The sequence below is a fragment of the Plantactinospora sp. ZYX-F-223 genome (assembly GCF_039649625.1).
Classification (GTDB): domain Bacteria; phylum Actinomycetota; class Actinomycetes; order Mycobacteriales; family Micromonosporaceae; genus Plantactinospora.
In genome coordinates this window covers 1-24,068 of record NZ_JBDJAV010000056.1, presented here as the reverse complement: position 1 = coordinate 24,068, position 24,068 = coordinate 1, and the positions used below count along the sequence as shown (strand labels likewise).

Genomic DNA, 24,068 nt, shown 5'->3' with positions numbered 1-24,068 from the left:
CGGGGTGACGTCGAACCCATATTCTTGACTGATTCCAGAAAAGTGGCCAGACTTCCGGGCGTGACTGCGACCCTGGACTTCCCGCAGATGCTGCGCGGTGCCGCGTTGCGGGTGACCCGCCCCCGGGTCGCGGTGCTGAACGCGGTCTACGCACACCCGCACGCCGACACCGATTCGATCATCGGTGCCGTGCGCACCGATCTTCCCGACGTGTCCCACCAGGCCGTCTACGACTCGCTGCACGCGCTCACCGGCGCGGGTCTGATCCGGCGCATCCAGCCGTCCGGCTCGGTGGCCCGCTACGAGTCGCGGGTCGGGGACAACCACCACCACGCCGTGTGCCGGTCGTGCGGCCGCATCTCCGACGTCGACTGCGCCGTCGGCGAGGCGCCCTGCCTGACCGCTTCCGACGACGACGGCTTCGCCATCGACGAGGCCGAGGTCATCTACTGGGGCCGCTGCCCCGACTGCTCCACCGCAGGCCGATCCCGAACCTCCACCGCAGGCCGATCCTGAATTCTCTGATCCGCGAAGTCACGGAAGGAACCAGATGTCCGAAAACCACGACGCCGTCGTCCACGACGCGGAGGCGGGCAGCGAGTCCCGCTGCCCCGTCGCGCACGGACGTGCCCCCCACCCCACCCAGGGGGGCGGCAACCGCGGCTGGTGGCCGAACCAGCTCAACCTGAAGATCCTCGCCAAGAACCCGGCGGTGGCCAACCCACTCGGCGAGGAGTTCAACTACGCCGAGGCGTTCCAGAGCCTCGACCTGGCCGCCGTGAAGCAGGACATCGCGGAGGTGCTGACCACCTCGCAGGAGTGGTGGCCGGCGGACTACGGGCACTATGGCCCGTTCATGATCCGGATGGCCTGGCACAGCGCGGGCACGTACCGGATCAGCGACGGTCGCGGCGGTGCCGGCGCCGGGATGCAGCGCTTCGCGCCGCTGAACAGCTGGCCGGACAACGGGAACCTGGACAAGGCCCGCCGGCTGCTCTGGCCGGTCAAGAAGAAGTACGGGCAGAGCCTCTCCTGGGCCGACCTCATGATCCTCGCCGGCAACGTCGCGCTGGAGTCGATGGGCTTCAAGACCTTCGGCTTCGCCGGTGGCCGCGCCGACGTGTGGGAGCCCGACGAGGACGTCTACTGGGGTCCCGAAACCACCTGGCTCGGTGACGACCGCTACACCGGCGAGCGGGAGCTGGAGAACCCGCTCGCCGCCGTCCAGATGGGCCTGATCTACGTCAACCCGGAGGGCCCGAACGGCAACCCGGACCCGATCGCCTCGGCCCGGGACATCCGGGAGACGTTCCGCCGGATGGGGATGAACGACGAGGAGACCGTGGCGCTGATCGCCGGCGGCCACACCTTCGGCAAGACCCACGGTGCGGGTCCCGCCGACCACGTCGGCCCGGAGCCCGAGGGCGCCCCCATCGAGGAGCAGGGCCTGGGCTGGAAGAGCAGCTTCGGCACCGGCAAGGGTGCGGACACGATCACCAGCGGTCTCGAGGTGACCTGGACCTACCACCCGACCCGGTGGGACAACGAGTTCTTCCACATCCTGTTCGCGTACGAGTGGGAACTGATGAAGTCGCCGGCCGGCGCGCACCAGTGGCGTCCCAAGAACGGCGCGGGCAGCGACATGGTGCCGGACGCGCACGATCCGTCGAAGCGCCGCGAGCCGCGGATGCTGACCAGCGACCTCGCGCTCCGGTTCGACCCCGTCTACGAGCAGATCTCGCGGCGCTTCCTGGAGCACCCGGACGAGTTCGCGGACGCGTTCGCCCGGGCCTGGTTCAAGCTGACCCACCGCGACATGGGTCCGGTCGTGCGCTACCTCGGCCCGGAGGTCCCGACCGAGACGCTGATCTGGCAGGACCCGATCCCGGCGGTGGACCACGAACTGGTCGACGCCGCGGACGTCGCCGCGCTAAAGGCCCAGATCCTCGCCTCGGGGCTGTCGGTGTCCCAGTTGGTCTCCACCGCCTGGGCGTCGGCGTCGACGTTCCGGGGCGGCGACAAGCGCGGTGGTGCCAACGGGGCGCGCATCCGCCTGGAGCCGCAGAACGGCTGGGAGGTCAACGAGCCCGACGAGCTGGCCCGGGTGCTGCACACCCTGGAGGGGATCCAGCAGGCGTTCAACGCCGCCCAGACCGGCGGGAAGAAGATCTCGCTCGCCGACCTGATCGTGCTGGGCGGCTCCGCCGCCGTCGAGCTGGCCGCCGAGACCGCCGGCCAGACGGTCGAGGTGCCGTTCACGCCGGGGCGTACGGACGCGTCGCAGGAGCAGACCGACGTGGAGTCCTTCGCGGCACTGGAGCCGACGGTGGACGGGTTCCGCAACTACCTCGGCAAGGGCCACCGGCTGCCGACCGAGTTCCTGCTGGTCGACCGGGCCAACCTGCTGACCCTGAGCGCGCCGGAGATGACCGTCCTGGTCGGTGGCCTGCGCGTCCTGGGTGCGAACTACCAGCAGTCGCCGCTGGGCGTCTTCACCACGACCCCCGGGTCGCTGACCAACGACTTCTTCGTCAACCTGCTCGACCTGGGCACGACGTGGCGGGCGACGTCCGAGGACGCGAACACCTTCGAGGGCCGTGACTCCGCCACTGGCGAGGTCAAGTGGACGGGTACCCGGGCCGACCTCGTCTTCGGCTCCAACTCGGAGCTGCGGGCGCTCGCCGAGGTCTACGCCAGCGACGACGCCCGGCAGAAGTTCGTCCGCGACTTCGTCGCCGCGTGGGTCAAGGTGATGAACCTGGACCGGTTCGACATCGCCTGATCCTGATGTTCCGGACCGGCCCACCCGGGTCGGTCCGGACCCGCCAGGCCCGGCTCGTCCACCGACGAGCCGGGCCTGCGCTTGTCCGCTGCTGGATCAGCCTGTCCAGCCGACCGGCGTCAGCGGCGTACCGTCCGGCGTCGGCGGCTCAGGTAGAGGAAGGCCGCGCCAGCGATCAGCAACGCCACGCCGACCCCGAGGAAGGTGATGGTGTTCGTACCGGTGAGCGCCAACCCGCCGCCACCCCCGGACGCCGCCGTCTCGGCGTTGTCGCGGGCCGGCGGGCCCTGGGCCACGTTCGCCCCGCCCGCTGGCGACTCCTCGGTCACCGGCTCGGTGGTTTGGCTGGTCGGAGTGGTCGCGCCAGCCGCCGGCTTCTGCGGAGTCGGCTTCTGCGGAGTCGGCTTCTGTCCGGCCGGTTCCTGCCCGTTCCCCGGCTGCTCCTGGTCCGGTTCCTGCTCGGGGGAGTCGTCACCGGGCTGCTCCGCCGGTGGCTGCTGGCCACCGGGGTTGCCGGCGGGCGGTTGCTCGTTGCCGGGCTGCTCGGCGGGCGGTTGCTCGTTGCCCGGCTCTTCGGCCGGTGGCTCTTCGTTGCCCGGCTCCTCCGCCGGTGGCTCTTCGTTGCCGGGCTCTTCGGCCGGCGGCTCCTCCTCGGCCGGCTGGACCTGGATGCGGACCGAGTCGAGCGCGGGGATCTGGTTGGCGCGCACCATCATCGGGATGCGGTGTGAACCGTCACCGGCCCACGACGAGCACTGGGCGAGGCCGGCGGGCAGCCCGGGTACCTCGATGATCACCGAGTCCGGTTCGTCGCCGCCCTTGCCGTCCTCCGTCGCGACGAAGAACGCCGGTACCGGAGCCGGGTCGGCCGCCTCGGTCGTGGTGGTGAGCATCCGGCAGGCGGTGTGGAAGTGACCCCGGACCAGGCCCTCGTCGTTGAGCAGGGAGGACTCCAGGTAGTAGCCGCCCCGCCCGGCCGGCAGGAACCGGTCGCGGACGAGGTTGCGGGTGCTCACCACGAGCCGGAACGGCTGTCCCTCGCGTACGGTCCGCGGCGCCTGGGCGATCAGCAGTGTCGGGTTCTGCTCCGCGGCACCCACCTCACCGAAGGCAGTCGGCACGCACCGGCCGCCGTCCTGGAAGCCGGTGTGCGCGGGAAGCTCGCTCGCCTCGCAGTCGTCGCCCAGGGCGTTCAGGCCGCCGCCACCCGGAGTGGCTCCGCCAGGGGTACCCGACGGCCTGGCCGGGCCGGTCGACGGTGGACACGTCTCGGTGGACGCCGGCGGCGACGCCTCGGCGGTCGCGTCGTCCCCGGCGGCGCCGGGACTCTCCGACGCGGCGGCGGACGGCGGTGGGGAGCCTGGCTCGCAGCCGGGGGCAGCTTGCTGGCTCTCCGCGTTGGAGATCTGTGTGACACCGACCAGGCCACCGAACACGGCGAGAGCGGCGGCCACGGCGAGGAGGCGGCGGCGCTGGCCGGAACCGGTGGAGGCGCGACCGCGGTGCGACCGTCGCATGTGTATGAACCTCCCGAAATCATGCGCTGCGGCTCGGGCCGGTGGGGGTTCCGGCTGCCGTGACGGACGACCGTCTTCCGGTGACTCACGACCCGACAACTCCCGGAGGTCGAGATCGGTGCCGCGCGGCCGTCCCGTACGCCGCATGCACACCGTAGGGACCGGTCCACCGGGAGACCAAACGCAGCAGGCGGAAATGCGGGTTTCTTGAACCGGAGATAATGGAAACTTATGGTGGCCCGTCGGCTCGGTCGGTTTCGCCCGATCGGAGGCGCCGGACCGGTCAGACCGGAGCGGAAAGGTCAGTCGATCAGGTTGCGTACGGTTGCCGTCAGATCGGCGAGACGCTCGTCGGCGCGCCGACGCTGATGCCTGATCCACTCCTTGCCCTCGGCGGCGATGCCCTCCAGCACGTTCAGCGTGCGGGGAAGGCCAGACGCGTCCAGTGTGACCTGGGACAGCATCTCCGGATCCTCGTCCTGCCGAGGATCCTCGGTGTGCGACTCGGTCACCCGTACGCTGACCGGCTCGCCGTTGACCAATGTCAGCTCGAACGTCTGCTGCTGTTTCGCGGCGCCGTGCACGCGTACGGCGGCTACCGCGTCGAAGCGGTAGTTCAGGCGTTGCGTCCGGTTGGCGGAGCACTTCTCGAAGTCGAGATCGATGTCCACCTGGCGTACGCCGTCATCGGTCAACAGGAAGGGCAGGAGGCGGTATCTCGAGTAACGCCATGGCCCGCCGCGGAACCGTGCCCGCTTGTAGGAGTCGGCGGGCGCCTCGATGGACGCATGGGCGATCACCTGGCTCGGCCTGAGTCGGTAGTGTCGCATGGCCTCGTCGACGAGGATCTTCCGATCACACTCCAACCAGGCGGCCATCTCCGGCTCCGAGGGCCTGCGCGACAGTTTCCGCTGCCAGCGGTCGTACTTTCGGCAGGGCCCGGTGAGCGTCGAGGCCGGTCGACCGAGCCGGTGATGCCGATCTGCCTCGCCGGCTCTCGCCCAAGGAGACGTTGTCGGCTACGGTGATCAAATAGTGTTCTCGTCCCGTCGCCGTCTCCTGATCGCCCTGCCGGCCGCCGTCGTCGCCCTCGGCGCGGGGTCGTTCGCCGTGCTCCGGTTCACCGGGGACCGACCGGACGAACCGGCCGCCGCCACCCGGGTCGTCCAGCCCGGAGCGCCGGGTCAGCCGGGCCGCGCCCTCTCCCCGGTCGAGCAGTCCAAGCTGCCGCCGCCTCCGGCGCACACCGAAGCCGACGTCCAGTTCATGCAGCGGATGATCGCGCACCATGCGCAGGCGCTGGAGATGACCGCCCTCGTCGCCGACCGCGCGGAGAGCCCCGAGGTGTCACTGCTCGCCGGCCGGATCCAGACGTCGCAGCGGGACGAGACGGCGCAGATGGAGCGGTGGCTGACCGAACGCGGCGCACCGGTCCCCGGCCCGCACACCCACCACGCCGGGCATGAGGCGGCGATGCCGGGAATGCTCACTCCGGAGCAGATGAGCCAGCTGCGGCAGGCCCGGGGCAGGGAGTTCGACCGGCTTTTCGTCGACCTCATGATCCGCCACCACAACGGGGCGTTGACGATGGTGCAGCAGCTCTACGCGGCCGGCGGCGGGCTGGAGCCGGCGACCGACCGGTTCGCCCGCGAGGTCAACGCCGACCAGGCGATCGAGATCAGAAGCCTCCAGGAACTGCTGGCCAAGCTGGCCGGCTGAGCCGCCGGCGACGACGCCCGGCACCTCTTGCGGACGTCCCCGGCCGGCTCGGCGCCGGCCGGGCAGCCAGCCAGCGGGGTGCCAGGGCCTGCCGCTGGCCCGGGAACGCGCTGGGCCGGCCCGGAACTGCGCCGCCGGCCCGGGAACGCGCCGGGGGCGCGTCCCGCCGGGTACCCCCCGACCGGACACGCCCCCACTGCCAACGGTGTCTAGCGCGGGTCAGTCAAGGCTGGCGCACTGGCCGGCGACCGGCCCCTGCACCGTGTTGGCCTTACCGAGGTTGATCGGCGCCGGCGAGTTGCCGGTGCAGCTCAGCGGGCCGCGTACGGTGCTGTCCGCGACGATCGGCTCGACCGTCCCGGTACGGTTCGAGGTCAGCACGGCCGGTCCGGAGATCTCGGTCTGCACGATGGCGGCGCTGCCCTTCGTACCGGTGATGCTCACCGGCCCGCGCACCGTGCTGCCGTAGAGGTGCACCGCGGCCGCGTTCGACGCCGACACCGGGCCGGAGATCGTCGAGCCGAGCGCCAGCAGCGAGGCACCCGGGCGGACCGTGACCGGGCCGGAGACGGTCGCCCCGGTCAGGCAGGTGACGCCGGTGACCGTCAGCGGCCCGTTGTGCCGCGTCGAGATGGTCGAGGTGCAGGTCCGGGCCAGTTGGTCGAAGCGGGCCCGGGCCACCGCGAGGCTCGGCGTCCAGGTGGTCCTGGTCTGGTGCTGGGCGTTGAACTCCGGCACCCGCACCTCGCGGGCGGCCGCGATCTCCGCCGCGCTGAGGTCCTGGCTCGGCTTCAGCCCGAAGACGTCGAAGCCGCGGGCGATCTCACTGCCGTAGACCTGACCGTTGTACCAGTACGCCGACCAGAAGCCGCCGAGCATGATGCTGGTGGGGCTGATCGGCCCCCGGTCGAAGTAGCCGATCTCGCGCGGGTTGGCCGAGTCGGTGAAGTCCAGCAGCGAGATGCCGCCCTGGTACCACGCCTGGGCCAGGATGTCCCGCCCCGGCACCGGGATCAGCGAGCCATTGTGCGCGGCGCAGTTCTCCTGGAGCGTCTGCGGCACCGGCAGCTTGTAGTAGCTGGCGAACCGCATCTTCCGGTCCACGATGTCGAAGATCGCGTTGGCGCCCCACTGCGGCTGGTCGGTGGTCCGGCACCGGGCCCCGGTGCCGCCGCCCCACTCGTCGGTGAAGATGACCTTCTTGCCGTCGTTGCTGAGCGTCGCGGAGTGCCAGTACGCGAAGTTCGGGTCGGAGACCTCGTCGATGCGTACCGGGTTGGCGGGGTTCGAGATGTCGATCAGGATGCCGTTGCCCTCGCAGGCGCCGGCCGCCAGGCCGAGTTCCGGATAGGCGGTGATGTCGTGGCAGGCGTCGGTCACCGGCGACGGGCTCCACGAACCGCCCGAGGGGTGGGTCGGAGCCGGCGGGGTGTTCTGCAGGCCGTCGACCGCACCGGTCTGCGGGTTCGCGAACAGCCGGGGACCGCTGACGATCGCCGCCTGCTCGGGGGCCGCCACCGGCACCTTGATGACATCGATCCGCCACCGGGCCGGGTTGTCGCCGGCCGCCGGGGTGTTGTTGCAGCCGGCCATCGTGGTGGCCGGGCGGACACCGGCGGTGCCGGAGACGTACACGTAGACGTTCGCGCTGTCGTCCGGGTCGGTGACCAGGGTGTGCGTGTGCGAGCCTCGGCAGGTCTGCACCGCGGCGACCTGCACCGGGTTCGCCACGTCGCTGATGTCGAAGACGCGTACGCCCTGGAAGCGGGTGCCGACCGCCGGGTCCGTACCGCAGTCGAGGCGTCCACGGGTCTCCTCGACGGACATGAAGAGCAGATCGCCGTGGACGCTCAGGTCGCCCTGCCCACCCGGGCACACCACGCTGGTGACCAGTGCCGGGTTGGCCGGCTGCGAGATGTCGTAGATGTTGAAGCCGTTGAAGTTGCCGATGAAGGCGTGAGCGCCGCCGAAGGCGAGATCCGATCCGGCGTAGCCGAAGTCACCCGGGTTGGCCGGGTTGACGAAGCCTGCCGGCTTGTCGCGGTGGGCCAGCAGTTCGAGGTTGTTGCTCGCGCTCTGCGCGTCCAGCCAGCCCGCGCCGAGGCCGATCCGCGGGTCCGGCGCGGGTTCCTGGCCCGACGCCGTCCCCGGCAGCAGGGAGGCGAGGAGTACGGCTGCCGCCGCCACGCCGACGAGCCGGCGTCTCCTGCCTGGTGTGCGATCCGACCGATAGGTCATGCGTATGTCCTCCGTGCACGATGCCCCGTGGGTGGCGACGTGCGTCGGGGCGCGTGCACGCCGCGGTAGTAAGGACCGTACCGCGTGTCGGCCCGAAAAGATCATGGAAATATTCGCGAGGGACGCGAAAACCGCCGACAACCAGGGCCGACCGGACGACCAGGCCGAGCCGATCCGCCGATCCACCCGGTTGGCCTGCCCCGACCTCGGCGATCGGCCCATCGCGACGCCGTGCCGGAATCGCGGAGGTCAGCGGCCGGAATCGCGGCGGTCAGCGGCCGGAGACGGCGCGGGCGCGGCGTCGAAGGTGAAGACCTGACCGGGTGTGCTGAGGTCACAGGCGACCTGGCGGACCGGTGCCCAGTCCTCGGTCGAGCCGTCCACCACTCCGATGCAGAGCCCACTGTGCACGGCGTGGATCCGGAAGCCGCTGGCCGGGGTGGTGACCGGCTCCAACCAGAACTCCTGCGCGAGTCCCGCACCGCAGAATCCGTCCTGGACCACCCCGCCGACGTCCCGACTCGCCGCCATCACGCCCATGCAGCCGGGACCGAACTCGGGATGCAGCGTCTCGAACCGGTGTCCCGTGCCGGTCGGCCGGAGCGCCCTCGGCGGAAAGGCCCTGGCACAGGCGCTCTGGAAGAGCTGCCCGTCGTCGGTGCCGACGCGTTCGGTCAGGCACAGGCTGGAGTGGGCCGCGCGGACCAGGTAGTAGCCGGGTGCCGGCACGGCCGGGGCGCCCGGCGACGGGGTGTGGATCGCCGTACCGGCCGGCGGGCGGCCGTCGTGTGCCGAGGCGAGTTCACTGTCGAGGCCACGCCAGGCCAGCGCCACGATCGCGAGCAGTGCGACGGTGCCGATCGCCAGGGCGGGGCGCCATTGACGTACCCGTGCCTGGCCGGCGACCGACGGCGGGTGCACGGTGGACGGCCGTGCCGGCGCCGCCGTCGCGGCGGCGGCCGCGACGTCTTCGGCGATCCGGCGCCGTACGTCGACCCAGGTGGCCACCTGCTCCGGCGGCTTTCCGCAGGCGGTGAGGAAGGTGACCACCAACTCGGCTCGGGGCAGGGTGTTCCGGCCCAGCATGTTGGCGAGGGTGCTGGGCGGGAGCGTCCCGCCGGTCTCCCGGGCCCGTCGGCTGATCTCCCGGTAAGTCAGGCCGGACCCGCACCGGACCTGGCGCAGTAGCGCGACGTACCCGGTGGGGGAGGTGGCTGTGCGGGGATCGGGTCCGGTGGCGTGCTCAGGCATTGACCGACTCCATCCGCCGACGCGGGGAACTTTCCGGTCGATTCTGCCGGCCCGGCATACACGGCGCGGCAACCGTCCGTCGTCCTGATGGCGCGGCCGGGTGCCGGGAGCTGGCCGTTTCCCCGCTATTCAGCGGGCGGATCGTCCGACCCGCTCGGCGACCGGGGAATCTGGTCCAGCAGGAAGGATTCGAGCCGGTCCCACGCGGACTGGAGCAGCTCCGTCGGATCCTCGGCGGTCATCATGTCGCGCCCGGGTACGAAGGCGCTGCGGGTGAAGTACTCGCCGTTCGCGACGTAGCTCAGCTTCAACACGGTGTGCCGGCCGTGGGACTGGAGCGTCGGGATCAGCGCCGGCCCGGGGAACGGCGCCCGGCAGTGCGGGCACAGTTGGCAGGGCTCGCCGTTGCGCCGGCCGTCCACGGGTACGCCGTGCCGGTCGCAGCGCCGGCACCGCCGCTGCCACGCCTGGGTCGGGGCACTGCGCGGTGGCGCCGGCCCGAACGCCGCGCCGGCAGATGACGGCCTGCCGCCGGTGGCAAAGGCGGCCTGCCACGGGCCGGCGTACGGCACCGTGCGGCGGGGGTCGGTCAGCTCCCGTTCCAGCCGCCGCCAGACGTCCCGAATCCGTCCGACGAAATGCTCGGGCACCGGCCCCGGTCCGGTCTCGACCGGGTCACCGAGGTCGCAGCCGACGTACCGGTGTCCGTCGTCCAGCCGCAGGTGCCAATTGCCGGGTCGGCTGGCCCGGTCGAAGATCTGGGCCCGGTAGAGCCCGTCGTACCAGGTCTGGGCGCCGAGGTCGACCAGGTCGCTGTCGTCGCCCTCGGTGATCAGGTCGGGGCGCCACCGCATCGGCGTGGCCAGGTGACCCGTCTCCCGGGTGTCGGTGTCATCGCCGACATGGCTGGGCCGACAGTCGTCCGAGCAGTATGCCGAGCCGGCGGCGGGGGCGGCGCCGCAGGGGCAGAGACCAGACGTGGCCCGGTCGATCCGGTCGAGCAGGTTGGCCATGACATCGCCGCCTCGGTGCAGGTGGGGTGCGCTCGGCGCAGCGCCGGTCGCAACTCAGACATTCAACGATATCGTTCTGCGCGCTGATCTTCGCGGCCATCCCCGGTCGGAGAGCCGACGCGGGAACGCCTCGATCTCCGCCGCCGGTCGTCCGGGTAGCCGAGGCGGGGACTACCGGGCGCGGCGGACGGGACGGCTCGCCCGTCCGCCGCACCTGGCCCGCCCGCGCTATCCCGCGCGGTCCTCCGGATACCAGCGCAGCTCGACGGTGTTGCCGTCCGGGTCGGAGACGTAGATCGAGATCGCGTTGCCACGGGCACCGAACCGGCCCACCGGCCCCTCCAGGACGGTGAAGGTCCCCGACTCGATCACCTCGGCCCAGTCCAGCGGCTCCACGACCAGACAGATGTGGTCGACGTTCGACTCGCCCCGCTGGCCGTGCACCAGGTCGATGATGGTCTCCGGGGTGATCCGGACCGAGGGGAACGGGACCTTGCCCGCCCGCCACTCGTCCACCCGGACCGGTGCCAGGCCGAGGGTCCCGCAGTAGAACGCGAGGGAGCGCTCCACGTCCTGCACGGTGAGTACCAGATGGTCGAATGCCGTGACCTTCATCGTCGTCACCTCTTCTCCAGGTCGGCGGCCCGGTGCAGCCAGCCGGTGAAGAGCGCCGGGTCGATCTCGTCGACGGCGTGCAGTTTCACCGCGGCCATCCGGCGGGCGCCCGGGACGAGCCGGCCGCCCGGGTCGGCCACTTCCTGCCCCCGCCACAGCCCGAACGTCACGTACGACCGGTACGCCTTCACCAGGCAGACCGGCTGCTGTCCGGGCCTGCCGCCCAGGCTCCAGGTCGGGTGGCCGTGCCACATCCCGCTGGTCGCCTCCGGCAGCGCCGCGTCGACGATCGGCCGGAGCTTCTCGCCGATCGCCCGCAGCGGTGCGTCGAGACCGCGCAGGTAGTCGGTGATCTCGGTGGTGCCCATGTTTTCCTCCTGTTGGACCACGCCGGTCGTCTGCTGCTCGGCGTTCTGGCCGGAACCCCGGCCCGCTGGTGACGCCTCTTACGATCCGCCGCACGGCGATCGGCACCAAGCCGCGATCGGGCTACGATCGTTGAGCCAGATTCAACGATGGGCGCCGACGTGCTGGAACGACACGAGATCGAGACCTTTCTGACCCTCGCCGAGGAGCTGCACTTCGGCCGTACCGCCGAGCGGCTCCACGTCACCACCGGGCGGATCAGCCACGTGGTGAAGAAGCTCGAACGCCGGGTCGGGGCGCCGCTGTTCGAGCGCACCAGCCGGGTCGTCCGGCTCACCCCGATCGGGCGGCAGTTGGCCGCCGACCTCACCCCGCTGGTGGCCGGGATCGACGAGGCCGTACGCCGGGCCGTCGACGCCGGGCGCAACGTCACCGGGCGGCTCCGGGTGGCGTTCCTGGGGGAGGGGACAGCGCCGCTGCTGCTCCGGGCGGTCAACCTCTTCACCGAGCGGCATCCCGAGTGCGAGGTCGAGGTGCACGAGGCGCAGCTCGCGAACACCCGGTCGAGCCTGCTGGACGGCTCGGTGGACGTGCTGATCGCCTCGTACCCGTTCGACGGCATGGCGAACGGGCCGGCGCTGCTCTCCGAGGGGCGGGTCCTCGCGGTCGCCGCCGACCATCCGTTGGCCGGCGCGGCATCGGTCTCCCTGGAGATCCTCGCGGACCATCCGGTGGTGCAGTATCCGGCGGTCACCTCCGCCGAGTTCAAGCGCGACCGTACGCCCGAGCACACCCCGTCGGGCCGGCCGGTGCCGAAGGGGCCGGTCGGGAACACCTTCTCCGAGATGCTCTCGCTGGTCGCGCTCGGCCGGGGCGTACTGCCGGTCGGCGAGCACAGCCGCCGCTACTATCCCCGCCCCGACCTCGCGTACGTGCCGATCTCCGACGCGCCGCCGATCGAACGCGGCCCGATCTGGCTGGCCACCAACACCACCGCCCGGGTCCGGGAGTTCGTCCAGGCCGCCGCCGACGCCAACCGGCCGACCCCGCCGGTACCGACCCCGGGCTGAGGCCGGCGGGCTCACGGGTCAGCAGCAGCACCCGGTCCGGGGTACGGGCAGGGTGGTGACGACCCTCTCGGCGTTGCCCAGCCGGTGGCCCTCGCCGTCGAACGCCTCGATCCGGCACTGCGCGGCCGGGCCGGCACCGTCGCGGGGGGCCGAGCCTGCGGCGTACCCCGCCGTCCCGGCCGCTGTGGGCGTTGCCCTGGTCGCGGCCCCCGGTTACCGCTTCCCGTCCGGGTGGCGGTCGACGAAGGCCATCCACGGATCGGCCTCCGGGGCATCGCCACCCGCTGCCGGCACCGGCGCGTCGCCACCTGCCCCCGGCGCGGGCCCGCCCGACGGTACCGACGGCGATGGCCGCTCTCCGCCCCCGACCTCGGCGTCGTCGCGCCGGGCCGCCGGAGCCGGAGCGGGCGTGGCCGGGACCGGTGGTACCGGACCTGCCCCCGGCTCGATGCCGCGCCGGGCGGCGAGCAGGGCCGCCAGGGCGGTGGTGATCGGGACGGCGGTGATCAGCCCGATGGTGCCGACCGCGCTGCGTACCAGCTCCTGGGCGATCAGTTGGCTGGTGAGCAGCTCGCCGATCGGGGTGGCGGCGTCGGCGGCGAAGAGCAGCATCAGCGGCAGGGAGGCGCCGGCGTACGCCAGCACGATCGTGTTGATCACTGATGCGATGTGTGCCCGACCGATCCGGGTGGCGGCCGAGTAGAGCCGCCGGAAGCCGTACCCGGGATTGGCCAGCGCGAGTTCGCTGACCGTGGCCGACTGGGTGACGGTGACGTCGTCGAGTACCCCGAGCGAGCCGATCACGATGCCAGCCAGCAGCAGGCCGCGCATGTTGACCTCACCCTGGGTGATGGAGAGGTAGTTGGAGGTCTCGTCGGCGATCCCGGAGAGGTGGGCGGCGGCGGTGGCGATCGCGGAGAGGGCCGCGGTGATGGTCAGGCTGGCCAGGGTGCCGGCCACCGCGATCGTGGTGGTCATGCTGAACCCGTGCGTCAGGTACAGCACGGTGAGCATGATCGCCGCGGCGCCGACGATGGCGACCAGCAGCGGTGAGCGCCCGTCGAGGATGGCCGGCACGATGAACATCAGCAGCACCGCGAAGGTGACGCCGAGCCCGGCCAGGGCGCTCAGGCCGCGCCACCGGCCGAAGGCGAGTACGGCGAGCGCGAACACCGCGCCGAGCAGCCACAACTGGGTGGACCGCTGGTGGTCGATGATCGAGTACTGCCGCTCCGGACTCTCCTCCAGATAGAGCAGCACCACCTCGTCCCCGGCGGCCACCCGGACCGCACCCGGCCCGGACGGTACGTCGGTGGTGACCTGCTGGCCGGCCCCGATGCCCTCGGTCAGGTCCACCGTGACCGTGCCGCAGTCGGTCGGGGCGCCGGTCGGCAGTTCCTCCCCGGCGGGCGGCGCGGCGCAGGGGGTCGACGCGACGGCGACGACCGTGCCGAGCACCCGGATCGGACCGTCGGCCGGACCGGGCGCCGGGGTGTCCCGGGGCCACAGCAGCACCATCGACACGAGGGTGAGCACCGCCGCCGGGATCAGCAGGGCCAGACTGAGCCGGCGCGCGGCGCGGCTGGTCGGCCGGCCGGGGCGGGGCAGGTGGCTGTGCGTGTGTTCGGAACTCATTGGCTCGACTGCTGGCCTTCCTCGTCTGGTCGGTCGGCGGGGGCTCCGGCCGAGCATCGCAGCCGCAGGCTCCCGACGGGCCAGCATGACACGCCGGCGACCGGCCGGACGAGATGTCCGATCTCGTTGCCGCTGGTCGTTGCACGACAACCTGCAGTGATCTCACTGGCAGATCAGGGCGTCGGTCAGCCGGACGGCGGTCTCCTGGTTCAGCGGCCCGTGTCCGAGCAGGAAGCGGTACCAGAACAGTCCGTACGCCTGGTCGACCAGGAGGTCGAGATCCAGTTCCGGGCCGACTTCACCGCGCTCCCGGCCCCGCCGGACGATGGCGTGCAGCGCGTCCCGGCGGGTCTGGGTGAACTGCCGGAACAACTCGGCGGTGCCCGGGTCGCGGGCCGCCTCGGCGGCCAGGGTACGCAGCACCGCCGCCGTCGCCGGCTCGCCCGCCCGGCGGAAGGTGTGCGCGAGGTAGGTGCAGAGATCCTCCCGGAGTGATCCGGTGTCCGGGACCGGCACCAGCGAGTCGCTCCAGTCGGTCAGCGCCTCCAGCAGGACCGTGCCCTTCGACTGCCACCAGCGGTAGATCGTCTGCTTGCCGACCCCGGCCTCGTGGGCGATGACGTCGACGGTCAGCCCGCCGTCGTGCCGGGTGGTGAGCAGCCGGAGCGCCGCGTCGAGGATCGCCTGCCGAGCCTCCTCGTTGCGGCGCCGACCGGTGTGTGCCCGGCGGTGGCCGTCGGAGCCGCTGGTCGTCACCGCACCAGCATATGATTTGTCGGAACTGTCGGTCTCGATAACGCCGTTCGCCGTCCCCGTGCCGACCCGAGGTGACAAGGCGGCGGAGTCAGGTCCGCTGCCGTGGCGCGGAAGCCGGCAAGTCGCCGAGCACCTCCCACCACCGATCCGGGCCGTCCAGGTGTACGTCGTGCCCGGCATCCGGATCTCCGCCGTGCTGACCGCCGGCCGGCCGCCGCCGACGTGCCGGACGGCGGCGGCCCGGTCTGGAAACGGGGTCGGCCAGCCATCGAGCCAGCGGGCGACCCGCTCCGGAATGCCGGCGTCAGGTCGGGTACCCGGCGGACGGCAGCAGGGTGGGCGGGCCCTCCACGATCGAGTAGTTCTCCGGTCTGTCCCGGGTCGGTAGGTTTCGACCACCGTGGCCGGTGGGGAGAGACTGTGGACATGGGCGAGATTAAGGTGGGCACCTCCTCCTGGGCGGACCGGTCGCTGCTCGCGTCCGGCTGGTACCCCCGGTCGGCCAACACCCCGGCCGGGCGGCTGGCCTACTACGCCGAGCGGTTCGGTCTGGTCGAAGTGGACACCACCTACTACGCCGTACCGGCGCCGGAGACGACGTCGGCCTGGGCGGACCGTACCCCGCCGGACTTCACCTTCAACGTCAAGGCGTTCGGCCTGTTCACCGGGCACGGGGCGGAGCTGGCGGCGCTGCCCCGGGACCTGCGGCCGGACGGCCGGGACACCGGTCGGGTACGCCGCCGCGACCTGCCGGAGTCGACCTACGACGAGCTGTGGCAGCGGTTCCGGGAGGCCGTCGAGCCGATCGCCGGAGCCGGCAAGCTCGGCGTACTGCTGTTCCAGTTCCCGCCCTGGCTGGCGCACGGCGAGCGGGCGAAGGAGCGGATCCGCGACGCCGCCGAGCGCGCCCGGCCCTGGCGGGTCGCGGTCGAACTGCGCAACGCGTCCTGGTTCGACGGTGACAACGCGCCGGACACCGTCGGCTTCCTCGCCCGGCACGACATCACGATGGTCAGTGTCGACATGCCGCAGGGGCACGAGTCGTCGATCCCGCCGCTGCTGCTGGCCACCGCCGAGCCGGCGGTGATGCGGTTCCACGGCCACAGCCCGGAGTGGACCACCGGCGACAAGGAGGCCCGGTTCCGGTACGCGTACGGCGACGACGAACTCGCCGACTGGGCGAAGCGGCTGCGCGGCCTCGCCGACGAGACCGACGAGCTGCACGTCCTGTTGAACAACTGCTGCGCGGGCCAGGCACAGCGGGACGCGGCCAGCCTCGCCGCCCTGCTCGGCCCGGAGGCGGACTGGCCCGGCCGGTACGCCCGGCGCCGCGCCGCCCTGCGGGTGGTGCGCTAGCTCTGAGCGGATCAGCCGGCCAGGTCGGCGGGGTCGGTGTTGGCCCCGCAGAGCAGCACGGCGAGCCGCTCCCCGGCGACCGGCCGGTACGCCCCGGAGGTGAGCGCGGCCATCGCGGCGGCGGTACCGTGCTCGACGGCGACCCGGTAGCGGCTCCAGAGCAGCCGTCGCGCCTGCACGATCTGCTCGTCGGTGACCAGCACGCTGCGCACCCCGGCCCGGACCGCCACCTCGTACGCGATCGCGCCGACCCGGCGGGCGCCGAGCGAGTCGGCGGCCACCCCGGCGACCGGTACGTCGACCGGCCCGCCCGCCGCCAGCGCCGCGTGCAGCGCCGAGGCGCCCTCCGGCTCGACCGCCACCACCCTGGCCCGACCGTCCAGTGCGGTGGCCACCCCGGCCATCAGCCCGCCGCCGCCGACCGCCACCAGCACGGTGTCCAGCTCACCGGTCTGCGCCAGCAGCTCCAGCCCGAGGGTGCCCTGACCCGCGCAGATCTCCGGCTGGTCGTAGGCGTGGCAGAACAGTGCCCCGGTGTCGGCGGCCCGCTTGACCGCGGCGTCGTACGCCTCGGCGTACTCGGTGCCGTGCCGGACCACGGTGGCGCCGAGCTGGCGCAGCTTGCCGACCTTGACGGCGGGGGCGGCGGTCGGCACGTACACCTCGGCCGGTATCCCGAGAGACCTCGCCGCGTACGCCACGGCGGCGCCGGCGTTGCCGCCGGACGCGGTGACCACCCCGGCGGCCGGCAGCTCGCCGCGCTCGGCGGCGGCCAGCACCCGGTTGAACGCGCCCCGCGCCTTGAACGACCCGGAGTGCTGCAGGAACTCCAGCTTCAGCCAGAGCGCCCCGGCCGGACCGGCGAGGTCGGGTTCGACCCGGGCCAGCGGGGTCGTCCGGACGTGTCCGGCGATCCGGGCCGCCGCCTCCTGCACATCGGTACGGGTGATCACCCTCGTCGCCCCTTCCACCTGGTACGCCGTACCGTATCCGGGGCCGCCGGATGGCGCGGATAGGGTGTGGGGCACGGCACCCCGGTCCGCCCCGGGCCCCGTTCGAGGAGGTCACGCGATCATCGACGGCGTCACCATCCGGCAGCTCGCCGGCCGGGTCTGGCTCTCGCCCGGCGACCCGGACCCGGCGAACGTCCAGGCCGCGGTGGCGGTCGTCGCCGACGACCGGGGCAGCGTGGTCGTCGACGCCGGGCACAGCCCCGCGCACGCCCGGGCGGTCCAGGCGGCGATGCGGGCCGCCGGGCTCCCCCCGGCCCGGTGGCTGGTCTACACCCACCACCACTGGGACCACGTCTGGGGCGCCTGCGCCTGGCCGGACGTGGAGATCGTCGGGCAGGTCGCGGGGCGGGAGCTGCTCCGGCAGGAGGCGGCCCGGCCGTGGAGCCACCGCTACCTGCGCGCCCAGGTACGCGAGAATCCGCGACTCGGCCCGAGCTTCCGGGCCCGGGCGCTGGCCATGGACGACTGGGCCGACTTCACCGTCCTGCCCCCGACCCGTACCTTCACCGACGAGCTGACCCTGCCGACCGGGGTACGGCTGCGGCACGTCGGCGGCGCGCACGCCCCCGACTCGACCGTGGTGTACGTCCCGGACGCCCGGGTTGCGCTGCTCGGCGACTGCTTCTACCCACCGCCGGCACACCTGCGCGACCCGGACGACGGCCCCGACCTGGCGATGATGCGCGACCTGCTCGACGACGACTACCAGTGGTACGTCGACAGCCACGGCGAGCCGGTCACCCTGGCCCAGGCCCGGCAACTGGTCTCGGCCTGAGCGCCCGCATCCGCCCTCCCGCGGCCGGTCAGGCGCTTCCCACCGGCTGTCCGGGGCGCGGGGACCCGACTCCGGTCTCCAGGGCAGCGGGGTCACGCCGCCCGGTCAGCGCGCGTACGCCGAGATAGAGGAAGGGCAGCAGCAGGAGCAGATCGGCCACGTGCGCGATCGTCGCGTCCCGGGTGATCCGGCTGAGCGGGAACGCCACCGCGCCCAGGCAGACCAGTACGCCGACCGGCACCGGTGCGGCGCGCAGCCGGAGCAGGGCCACGCCCAGCCCGAACAGGGCGAGCGGGAAGAGCGGACCCGCCACCCAGTAGAGCGGCCAGGCGGCGAGCGGATGCTGGTCGAGCAGTTCGATCGTTGCGGCGTGCGAGGCGTCGAAGAGCCCCTCGTGGATGCTCTGCACTCCGAACGCCACCCCGCCGACGGCCGCGAAGACGGTCAGCGGCATCGCCACCGCGACGTAGCGGGGCGCGGCGGCGCGGAGCCGGTCGTAGAGGCCGATCAGGCCGATCAGCCAGCAGGCGCAGGAGAGCGCGGCGAGCGTGCCGGCGGTGATGCCCTGCGAGTCGGGCTCCCAGAAGAAGCCGGAGACGAAGTTCAGCAACGGTCCCAGAAGAAGAAACATGCCGGAAACGCTACGAACGGCCGGCCGGCGTCGGATCCGCCCGACGGCGCTGCCGGGCTACCGCGGTCGTCGTATCCCGGCGAGCCCGCTGCGGTAGGCGAAGACCACGAGCTGGGCCCGGTCCCGGGCGCCGAGCTTGGTCATCGCCCGGTTCGCGTGCGTCTTCGCGGTCGCCGCGCTCATCCCGAGCCGGGTACCCACCTCCGCGTTGGAGAGCCCGTCCGCGACCAGCGTCACCACCTCGCGTTCCCGGGCGGTCAGCGTGTGCAGGCCGGGCACCTCCGGACCGGCGGCGTACGCGGCGATCAGCCGGCGGGTCACCTCGGGTGCCAGCAGCGCGTCGCCGGCCGCCACCACCCGGACCGCCCGGCGCAGCTCGTCCGGCTCCAGGTTCTTCAGCAGGAAGCCGCTCGCCCCGGCGTGCAGCGCCGCGTAGACGTACTCGTCGAGTTCGAAGGTGGTCAGCACGACGACCCGGACCCCGGGCAGCCGGTCGTCGGCGAGGATCCGCCGGGTCGCGGTCAGCCCGTCGGTGCCCGGCATCCGGATGTCCATCAGCACGACGTCCGGCCGGTGCGCCCGGGTCAGCGCGATCGCCTCGTCCCCGTCGGTGGCCTCGGCGACCACCTCGATCTCCGGTGCCCGCTCCAGCAGCACCCGGAAGCCGGCCCGGACCAGTGTCTGGTCGTCGGCCAGCAACACCCGGACCGTCATCCCGGCAGCCACCCCCGTACCTGGAAACCACCGCCACCGTCGGCTGGACCGGTGCGCAGCCAGCCGCCCAGCCCGACGGCCCGTTCCGCCATCCCGCGCAGGCCGTTGCCGGGCGGTCCGGCCGGGCCCCGGCCGTCGTCGGAGACGGTCAGGTCGAGCCCGTCGGAGCGGTAGCCGACCCGTACCTCGATCCGGTCGGCGTCGGCGTGCCGGACCGCGTTCGCCACCGCCTCCTGCACGATCCGGTACGCGGTCGCCTCCACCGCGCGGGGCAGCGGGCGCGGCGTACCGTCGTGCCGTAGTACCGCGCCGGTCGTCTCGGCCAGTGCGGGCAGCCGGTCCAGGCCGGGCGCCGGCGGTTCCGGGCCGGCCGGGCGGGTGCCGTCCCGGAGTACCCCGACCGCCGCCCGCAGTTCGGTCAGCGCTTCCCGGGCGGCCTGCCGGACCGCCTCCAACGCCGCCCGGGCCTGCTCCGGGTCGTCGTCCAGCACGTCGGCGGCCACCCCGGCCTGCACGCCGACCACCGCCAGGGTGTGTGCGGTGACGTCGTGCAGTTCCCGGGCGATCCGGATCCGCTCCTCGACCACCCGCCGCTGCGCCGTACGGTCCCGTTCGGCGGTGAGCAGGGCGAGCCGCAGCCGGCGGCTCCGCACCGTCTCGCCGAGCAGCAGCGTCGCCACGAACACCACGGTCGAGCTGTCCAGCGTCGCGTCCAGCGGCTCCACCCCGGCCACCACGATCCGGCCCTGCGCGTCCAGCAGGACGAAGAGCGCGGCCAGCGCCAGGCCGAGCCGGCGGCGCGGGGCCACCGCGACCGAGTAGAGCGCGACCCAGACCGGGGCGGCCGGTGCGCCGCCGGGATACCGCGAGACGTGGTAGGCCAGGAACAGGCCGCCGACCACCGCCAGCACCGCGGCCGGCCAGCGCCGCCGGGCGAGCAGGGCCGCCGCCATCGCCGCGCCGAGGAGGTACGCCCAGATGTCCGGCGCCTGGTCGCCCGGCTGCACCGCCACGACCGCGATCCGGTACGCCGTGATGGCGCCGGCCGCCGCCGCGATCCCGGCGTCCACCGCCCAGCGCCGCCCCCGGGCACCGCCGAGCGCCGCCACCGCCCCGCCCCTCATCCGGCCACTGTACGAAGCCGGGCACCCGGAGGCGTACCACGAACGCGGTAGTCCGGTGCCCGGATCCGCCAGCCGACCCGGCGGCGGGCGACGACCGGTGGCCCCTGTCCGCGTGCACGCCGACGCCACCGGCGCATCATCGAACCGTCGTTTTGCGGCCATATCACACAGGAATCCTTCCGGTGTGCTGAGACTGAACCCTTTTCAACCTGAACCGCGCGGCGCCCACCCACCGCGTCCGACCTTGCGGTCCGTCGGGCCGCAAGGGAGGTTGGAAGAGGTTCACCGCCCGCGGTGATCGCCTACCGCATCCTGGGCACCGCCGGGACGACGATCCTGGCCTGCGCCGGGCTGGCCGCCGGGGCGCTGCCGGTCGACCAGACCGGGGCGGAGCTGTGGCTGACCGACTGGCGGCACCATCCGGGACCGGCCCTGCTCTGCGGATATCTCGGGCTCACCATGCTGGTGGCCGCCTGGTGGTGGGTGGGGCGCGAGATCCGGCGGCCGGACGGCGTCGAGGTCCGCAGCCTGCTGGCCACCCTCGCCCTCTGGTCCGGCCCGCTGCTGCTCGGTCCGCCCCTGTTCAGCCGCGACGTCTACAGCTATCTCGCCCAGGGCGCGATGGTGCTGGCCGGCGGCGACGTCTACGAACACGGGGTGTCGCAGCTCGGCGGCCGGTTCGCCGCCGAGGTGCCCCAGATGTGGCAGCACACGCCGGCACCGTACGGGCCGGTGTTCCTCGGCCTCTCCGCGCTGGTCGCCGGTGCGGCCGGTACGAAGGTGGCGGCCGGGGTGATCGGGCTGCGCCTGGTGGCCCTGCTCGGCGTCGGCCTGCTGGCGGTGTTCCTGCCCCGACTGGCCCGGCACGGCGGGGTCGAGCCGGGCGCGGCGGTGTGGCTGGGCGTGCTCAACCCGTTGGTGCCACTGCACCTGGTCGCCGGGGCGCACAACGAGGCGGTGATGCTCGGGCTGCTGGTGGCCGGGCTCTGCCTCGCGTTCGAGCGCCGCTTCGGGCTGGCCACGGTGCTGGTGACCCTGGCCGCGCTGGTCAAGGTGCCGGCGGTGGCGGGGCTGCTGGTGGTCGTGGCGCTGGCCCGGCCGCACCACGGGATCCGGTCCGCGACGCTGCGTGCCGCCGGGCTGGCGCTGCTGACGGCGGTCGCGGTCACCGCCGCCACCGGTCTCGGGTACGGCTGGATCGCCGCGCTCCGGACACCGATCTACAAGCACAGCTGGTCGGTCTCCAGCGCCCTCGGGCGAGCGTCGGACCGGCTCGGCCAGGCGGCCGGGTGGGACCTCGGCACCGCCCCGATGCAGTTCTGGACCTGGGGCGGCCTGCTCGCCGCCCTCGGCGGTACGGCCGTCGTCTGGTGGCACCGGCACCGGCTCGGACCGACGTACGCGCTGGGCCTGGTCCTGGCCGCGGTGGCGGTACTCGGGCCGGCCACCCGGCCCTGGTACCTGCTCTGGGGCCTGGTGCTGATCGCCGCCGCCGCACCCGACCGACCGGTACGCCGGCTGGCCTCCCTGGTCGCCGCGGCGGTGGCCTTCCTGACCCTGCCCAGCGGCTTCGGGCCGGATCCGGCACAGCTCGTCCTCGCCACCACCGGGGTGGTGCTCGGCATCGTCGCGGTCGGGTGCTTCCGGCTGGGCACCAACGCGGCACTGGCCGGCCCGACCTGGAACGGCCGGGCCCTGGAGGGAACGTCCCGATGAGCACCGGACCGTCCGGCAGGTACGCCCGGGTCAGCGTGGTCCTCGGGCTGGCCGGGGCGATCGCGGTCGCGATCGCGCTGCTGCCCGGGCACCGGGGCTGGTTCGACGTCGGCGTCTACCACGGGGCCGTCAACCACTGGCTGCACGACCGTGGCCAGCTCTACGACTACGTCCGGCCCGGCACCGACTACGGCTTCACCTATCCGCCGTTCGCGGCGCTGTGCATGCTGCCGATGGCCTGGCTGGACTGGCACCCGACGATCGCGGTCAACGTCGCGGTCAGCGCGCTGGCCGCCGGGCTGGTGCTGTGGCTGCTGGTCGACCCGATCGCCCGGCGCGAGGGCTGGCACCGGGGGTTCGGCTTCGCGCTCGCCGCGTGCCTGTTCGCGATGCTCGGACCGGTACGCGACACGGTCAGCTTCGGCCAGGTCAACCTGGTGCTGCTCGCGCTGGTCTACGCCGACGCCTGGCTGCTCGACCGGGGTCACCGGCTCGCCGGCGTCGGCACCGGCATCGCGGCGGCGGTCAAACTCACCCCGGCGATCTTCATCGGCTATCTCGTGGTCACCCGGCGCTGGCGGGCGGCGGGCACGGCGGCGGCGACCGGGGCGGCGGCGACCCTGCTGGCCGGGCTGGTGGCCCCGGAGGCCAGCCGGGAGTACTTCGGGCGGGCGCTCTGGGACACCGGCCGGGTCGGTGCGCTGGACTACGTCTCCAACCAGTCGCTGCTCGGGTTGGTGGCGCGGTGGAATCCCGAGCATCCGGACCGGCTCGTCTGGATCGTGCTGGTCGCGGTGGTCCTGGCGGTGTGGGCGTACCGGTCCCGCCAGGCGGCCCGGCGCGGCGACGAGCGGGCGGGCTTTGCCCTGACCGGGGTGGCCGGCTGCCTGGTCAGCCCCGTGACCTGGGTACACCACCTGGTCTGGCTGGTGCCGGCCCTGGTCGTCCTCGCCGACTCCGCGCTGCTGCGCCGGTCGGCCGGGGGCGCGGCGTCCCGACGCGGCACCGGCCGCCGGGCGTGGTGCTGGTGGACCGGCGCCTACCTGCTGCTCTGCGGCAGCGTCGTCTGGTTGTGGTCGGTGGACCACAGCGGTGTCCTCGGGTTCTTCGGCTCGAACAGTTACATCCTGCTCGCCGTGGCCATGCTGGTGTTCCTCCCGGTGGCCACGGCCGCCGACGTCGGGGTGGCCGGAGAGCGTCCGGAGGCTGTGCGCTTGACCCTCGACCTCGTCGAGGCTCCAGCATCGGCGGTGCCGAACCGGCCGACACAGGGGAGTGGACGATGGAGCAGGACACCGACGACACGATGGCGAGCATCATCGAGGCGGTCGAGTGGGGCCAGGCCGGGCGTACCGGCGCGGCGCGGGAGCGGCTGACCGAGCTGTGGGGGCGGATCGGTCCGAGCGGTGACCCGTTCCACCGCTGCACCCTGGCGCACTATCTGGCCGACCTCCAGGACGACCCGGCCGAGGAACTCCGCTGGGACCTGCGGGCGTTGGCGGCCGCCGACACGCTGACCGACGAGCGGGCGCGGCGGCACGACGCCAGCCTCCAGGTCGCGGCGTTCCGGCCGTCGTTGCAGCTCAACCTCGCCGAGGACTACCGCAAGCTCGGCCGGCCGGACGAGGCCCGGGCGCATCTGGCCCTGGCCCGGGAGAGTCTGCCGGCGCTCGGCGACGACCCGTACGGCCAGATGATCAGGGACGGCGTCGAACGGCTCGGAGCGCTGCTGGCTACCGCCGATCCGACGGACGGTCGGTGACGTCCGGGTACGGCC

22 protein-coding genes are annotated in these 24,068 nt (G+C 73.0%); 9 read left to right on the top strand and 13 right to left on the bottom strand.

Translation table 11 applies throughout. The features are described from left to right. The first annotated feature begins 87 nt into the window (after positions 1-87). Positions 88-516: a Fur family transcriptional regulator gene (locus AAH979_RS36590; protein ID WP_346262733.1), complete on the top strand. Its 429-nt coding sequence runs from the start codon at positions 88-90 to the stop codon at positions 514-516. 34 nt (positions 517-550) lie between these two features. After that, the gene (gene katG, locus AAH979_RS36585; RefSeq protein WP_346262711.1) at positions 551-2,782 is read left to right on the top strand and encodes a catalase/peroxidase HPI; all 2,232 of its coding nucleotides are present in this window, start codon (positions 551-553) and stop codon (positions 2,780-2,782) included. Between the two features lie 119 nt (positions 2,783-2,901). Here katG and AAH979_RS36580 read toward each other — a convergent pair whose 3' ends face one another. Next, positions 2,902-4,299 carry an LPXTG cell wall anchor domain-containing protein gene (locus tag AAH979_RS36580; protein WP_346262710.1) on the bottom strand — a complete coding sequence of 466 codons (1,398 nt, stop codon included), beginning with the start codon at positions 4,297-4,299 and terminating at the stop codon, positions 2,902-2,904. Between the two features lie 302 nt (positions 4,300-4,601). Further along, positions 4,602-5,177 (bottom strand): hypothetical protein, encoded by a 576-nt coding sequence (locus AAH979_RS36575; RefSeq protein ID WP_346262709.1) that lies wholly within the window; start codon positions 5,175-5,177, stop codon positions 4,602-4,604. 157 nt (positions 5,178-5,334) lie between these two features. On the opposite strand from AAH979_RS36575, the gene AAH979_RS36570 reads away from it, so the two are divergent. Next, positions 5,335-6,018, top strand: a complete 684-nt coding sequence (locus AAH979_RS36570; protein WP_346262708.1) for a DUF305 domain-containing protein — start codon at positions 5,335-5,337, stop codon at positions 6,016-6,018. A 219-nt stretch (positions 6,019-6,237) separates the two neighbouring features. Here AAH979_RS36570 and AAH979_RS36565 read toward each other — a convergent pair whose 3' ends face one another. The 5 genes from AAH979_RS36565 to AAH979_RS36545 all read right to left on the bottom strand — a co-directional run bounded on the left by AAH979_RS36565 (position 6,238) and on the right by AAH979_RS36545 (position 11,503). Beyond that, positions 6,238-8,256 carry a hypothetical protein gene (locus AAH979_RS36565; RefSeq protein ID WP_346262707.1) on the bottom strand — a complete coding sequence of 673 codons (2,019 nt, stop codon included), beginning with the start codon at positions 8,254-8,256 and terminating at the stop codon, positions 6,238-6,240. Between the two features lie 249 nt (positions 8,257-8,505). Beyond that, entirely contained in the window at positions 8,506-9,507 is a 1,002-nt protein-coding gene (locus AAH979_RS36560) for a hypothetical protein (RefSeq protein WP_346262706.1), read from the bottom strand. 125 nt (positions 9,508-9,632) lie between these two features. Continuing rightward, positions 9,633-10,520, bottom strand: a complete 888-nt coding sequence (locus AAH979_RS36555; RefSeq protein WP_346262705.1) for a hypothetical protein — start codon at positions 10,518-10,520, stop codon at positions 9,633-9,635. 228 nt (positions 10,521-10,748) lie between these two features. Then, positions 10,749-11,135: a VOC family protein gene (locus AAH979_RS36550; protein WP_346262704.1), complete on the bottom strand. Its 387-nt coding sequence runs from the start codon at positions 11,133-11,135 to the stop codon at positions 10,749-10,751. 5 nt (positions 11,136-11,140) lie between these two features. Next, on the bottom strand, positions 11,141-11,503 hold the full coding sequence (locus AAH979_RS36545) for a DUF1801 domain-containing protein (protein WP_346262703.1): 363 nt from the start codon (positions 11,501-11,503) through the stop codon (positions 11,141-11,143). A gap of 159 nt (positions 11,504-11,662) precedes the next feature. Between AAH979_RS36545 and AAH979_RS36540 the strand changes: the two genes are divergently transcribed. Further along, positions 11,663-12,571: a LysR family transcriptional regulator gene (locus AAH979_RS36540; protein ID WP_346262732.1), complete on the top strand. Its 909-nt coding sequence runs from the start codon at positions 11,663-11,665 to the stop codon at positions 12,569-12,571. A 213-nt stretch (positions 12,572-12,784) separates the two neighbouring features. Here the strand turns inward: AAH979_RS36540 and AAH979_RS36535 are convergent, their stop codons facing one another. Together AAH979_RS36535 and AAH979_RS36530 are read right to left on the bottom strand one after the other, a co-directional pair. Continuing rightward, entirely contained in the window at positions 12,785-14,206 is a 1,422-nt protein-coding gene (locus tag AAH979_RS36535; protein ID WP_346262702.1) for a YibE/F family protein, read from the bottom strand. A 162-nt stretch (positions 14,207-14,368) separates the two neighbouring features. Further along, positions 14,369-14,962: a TetR/AcrR family transcriptional regulator gene (locus tag AAH979_RS36530; protein ID WP_346262701.1), complete on the bottom strand. Its 594-nt coding sequence runs from the start codon at positions 14,960-14,962 to the stop codon at positions 14,369-14,371. Between the two features lie 426 nt (positions 14,963-15,388). On the opposite strand from AAH979_RS36530, the gene AAH979_RS36525 reads away from it, so the two are divergent. Continuing rightward, positions 15,389-16,318, top strand: a complete 930-nt coding sequence (locus tag AAH979_RS36525; protein WP_346262700.1) for a DUF72 domain-containing protein — start codon at positions 15,389-15,391, stop codon at positions 16,316-16,318. 11 nt (positions 16,319-16,329) lie between these two features. Here AAH979_RS36525 and AAH979_RS36520 read toward each other — a convergent pair whose 3' ends face one another. Continuing rightward, complete coding sequence (locus AAH979_RS36520) at positions 16,330-17,271, bottom strand: threonine/serine dehydratase (RefSeq protein ID WP_346262699.1); 942 nt, start codon at positions 17,269-17,271, stop codon at positions 16,330-16,332. Here AAH979_RS36520 and AAH979_RS36515 point away from each other — a divergent pair. Next, positions 17,264-18,106, top strand: coding sequence for an MBL fold metallo-hydrolase (locus AAH979_RS36515; protein ID WP_346262698.1), 843 nt, complete (start codon positions 17,264-17,266; stop codon positions 18,104-18,106). The genes AAH979_RS36520 and AAH979_RS36515 overlap by 8 nt on opposite strands. 28 nt (positions 18,107-18,134) lie before the next feature. Here the strand turns inward: AAH979_RS36515 and AAH979_RS36510 are convergent, their stop codons facing one another. The 3 genes from AAH979_RS36510 to AAH979_RS36500 are packed head-to-tail and all read right to left on the bottom strand — an operon-like array spanning position 18,135 to position 20,575. Continuing rightward, a complete protein-coding gene (locus tag AAH979_RS36510; RefSeq protein WP_346262697.1) occupies positions 18,135-18,737 on the bottom strand; it encodes a hypothetical protein in 603 nt (200 codons plus the stop codon). 57 nt (positions 18,738-18,794) lie between these two features. Beyond that, on the bottom strand, positions 18,795-19,451 hold the full coding sequence (locus AAH979_RS36505) for a response regulator transcription factor (protein WP_346262696.1): 657 nt from the start codon (positions 19,449-19,451) through the stop codon (positions 18,795-18,797). Next, positions 19,448-20,575, bottom strand: coding sequence for a sensor histidine kinase (locus AAH979_RS36500; protein WP_346262695.1), 1,128 nt, complete (start codon positions 20,573-20,575; stop codon positions 19,448-19,450). The genes AAH979_RS36505 and AAH979_RS36500 overlap by 4 nt, the downstream gene beginning before the upstream one ends. Positions 20,576-20,869: 294 nt before the next feature. Here AAH979_RS36500 and mptB point away from each other — a divergent pair, with 294 nt between their 5' ends. Genes mptB through AAH979_RS36485 form a run of 3 tightly spaced genes read left to right on the top strand, consistent with a single transcriptional unit; the run spans position 20,870 to position 24,053 of the window. Beyond that, entirely contained in the window at positions 20,870-22,291 is a 1,422-nt protein-coding gene (mptB, locus tag AAH979_RS36495) for a polyprenol phosphomannose-dependent alpha 1,6 mannosyltransferase MptB (RefSeq protein WP_346262694.1), read from the top strand. Then, positions 22,288-23,667, top strand: coding sequence for a glycosyltransferase 87 family protein (locus AAH979_RS36490; RefSeq protein ID WP_346262693.1), 1,380 nt, complete (start codon positions 22,288-22,290; stop codon positions 23,665-23,667). Before mptB ends, AAH979_RS36490 begins: the two co-directional genes overlap by 4 nt. Beyond that, positions 23,574-24,053 carry a hypothetical protein gene (locus tag AAH979_RS36485; RefSeq protein ID WP_346262692.1) on the top strand — a complete coding sequence of 160 codons (480 nt, stop codon included), beginning with the start codon at positions 23,574-23,576 and terminating at the stop codon, positions 24,051-24,053. The genes AAH979_RS36490 and AAH979_RS36485 overlap by 94 nt, the downstream gene beginning before the upstream one ends. Positions 24,054-24,068: the final 15 nt, after the last annotated feature.

What these genes read in the sequence shown, in the direction of transcription:
- AAH979_RS36490 (WP_346262693.1), top strand. Translation starts at nt 22,288, where the DNA reads ATGAGCACCGGACCGTCCGGCAGGTACGCCCGGGTCAGCGTGGTCCTC.
- katG (WP_346262711.1), top strand. Translation starts at nt 551, where the DNA reads ATGTCCGAAAACCACGACGCCGTCGTCCACGACGCGGAGGCGGGCAGC.
- AAH979_RS36525 (WP_346262700.1), top strand. Translation starts at nt 15,389, where the DNA reads ATGGGCGAGATTAAGGTGGGCACCTCCTCCTGGGCGGACCGGTCGCTG.
- AAH979_RS36500 (WP_346262695.1), bottom strand. Translation starts at nt 20,575, where the DNA reads ATGAGGGGCGGGGCGGTGGCGGCGCTCGGCGGTGCCCGGGGGCGGCGC.
- AAH979_RS36505 (WP_346262696.1), bottom strand. Translation starts at nt 19,451, where the DNA reads ATGACGGTCCGGGTGTTGCTGGCCGACGACCAGACACTGGTCCGGGCC.
- AAH979_RS36575 (WP_346262709.1), bottom strand. Translation starts at nt 5,177, where the DNA reads ATGGCCGCCTGGTTGGAGTGTGATCGGAAGATCCTCGTCGACGAGGCC.
- AAH979_RS36555 (WP_346262705.1), bottom strand. Translation starts at nt 10,520, where the DNA reads ATGGCCAACCTGCTCGACCGGATCGACCGGGCCACGTCTGGTCTCTGC.
- AAH979_RS36580 (WP_346262710.1), bottom strand. Translation starts at nt 4,299, where the DNA reads ATGCGACGGTCGCACCGCGGTCGCGCCTCCACCGGTTCCGGCCAGCGC.
- AAH979_RS36590 (WP_346262733.1), top strand. Translation starts at nt 88, where the DNA reads ATGCTGCGCGGTGCCGCGTTGCGGGTGACCCGCCCCCGGGTCGCGGTG.
- AAH979_RS36485 (WP_346262692.1), top strand. Translation starts at nt 23,574, where the DNA reads ATGGAGCAGGACACCGACGACACGATGGCGAGCATCATCGAGGCGGTC.
- AAH979_RS36535 (WP_346262702.1), bottom strand. Translation starts at nt 14,206, where the DNA reads ATGAGTTCCGAACACACGCACAGCCACCTGCCCCGCCCCGGCCGGCCG.
- AAH979_RS36545 (WP_346262703.1), bottom strand. Translation starts at nt 11,503, where the DNA reads ATGGGCACCACCGAGATCACCGACTACCTGCGCGGTCTCGACGCACCG.
- AAH979_RS36565 (WP_346262707.1), bottom strand. Translation starts at nt 8,256, where the DNA reads ATGACCTATCGGTCGGATCGCACACCAGGCAGGAGACGCCGGCTCGTC.
- AAH979_RS36510 (WP_346262697.1), bottom strand. Translation starts at nt 18,737, where the DNA reads ATGTTTCTTCTTCTGGGACCGTTGCTGAACTTCGTCTCCGGCTTCTTC.
- AAH979_RS36560 (WP_346262706.1), bottom strand. Translation starts at nt 9,507, where the DNA reads ATGCCTGAGCACGCCACCGGACCCGATCCCCGCACAGCCACCTCCCCC.
- AAH979_RS36550 (WP_346262704.1), bottom strand. Translation starts at nt 11,135, where the DNA reads ATGAAGGTCACGGCATTCGACCATCTGGTACTCACCGTGCAGGACGTG.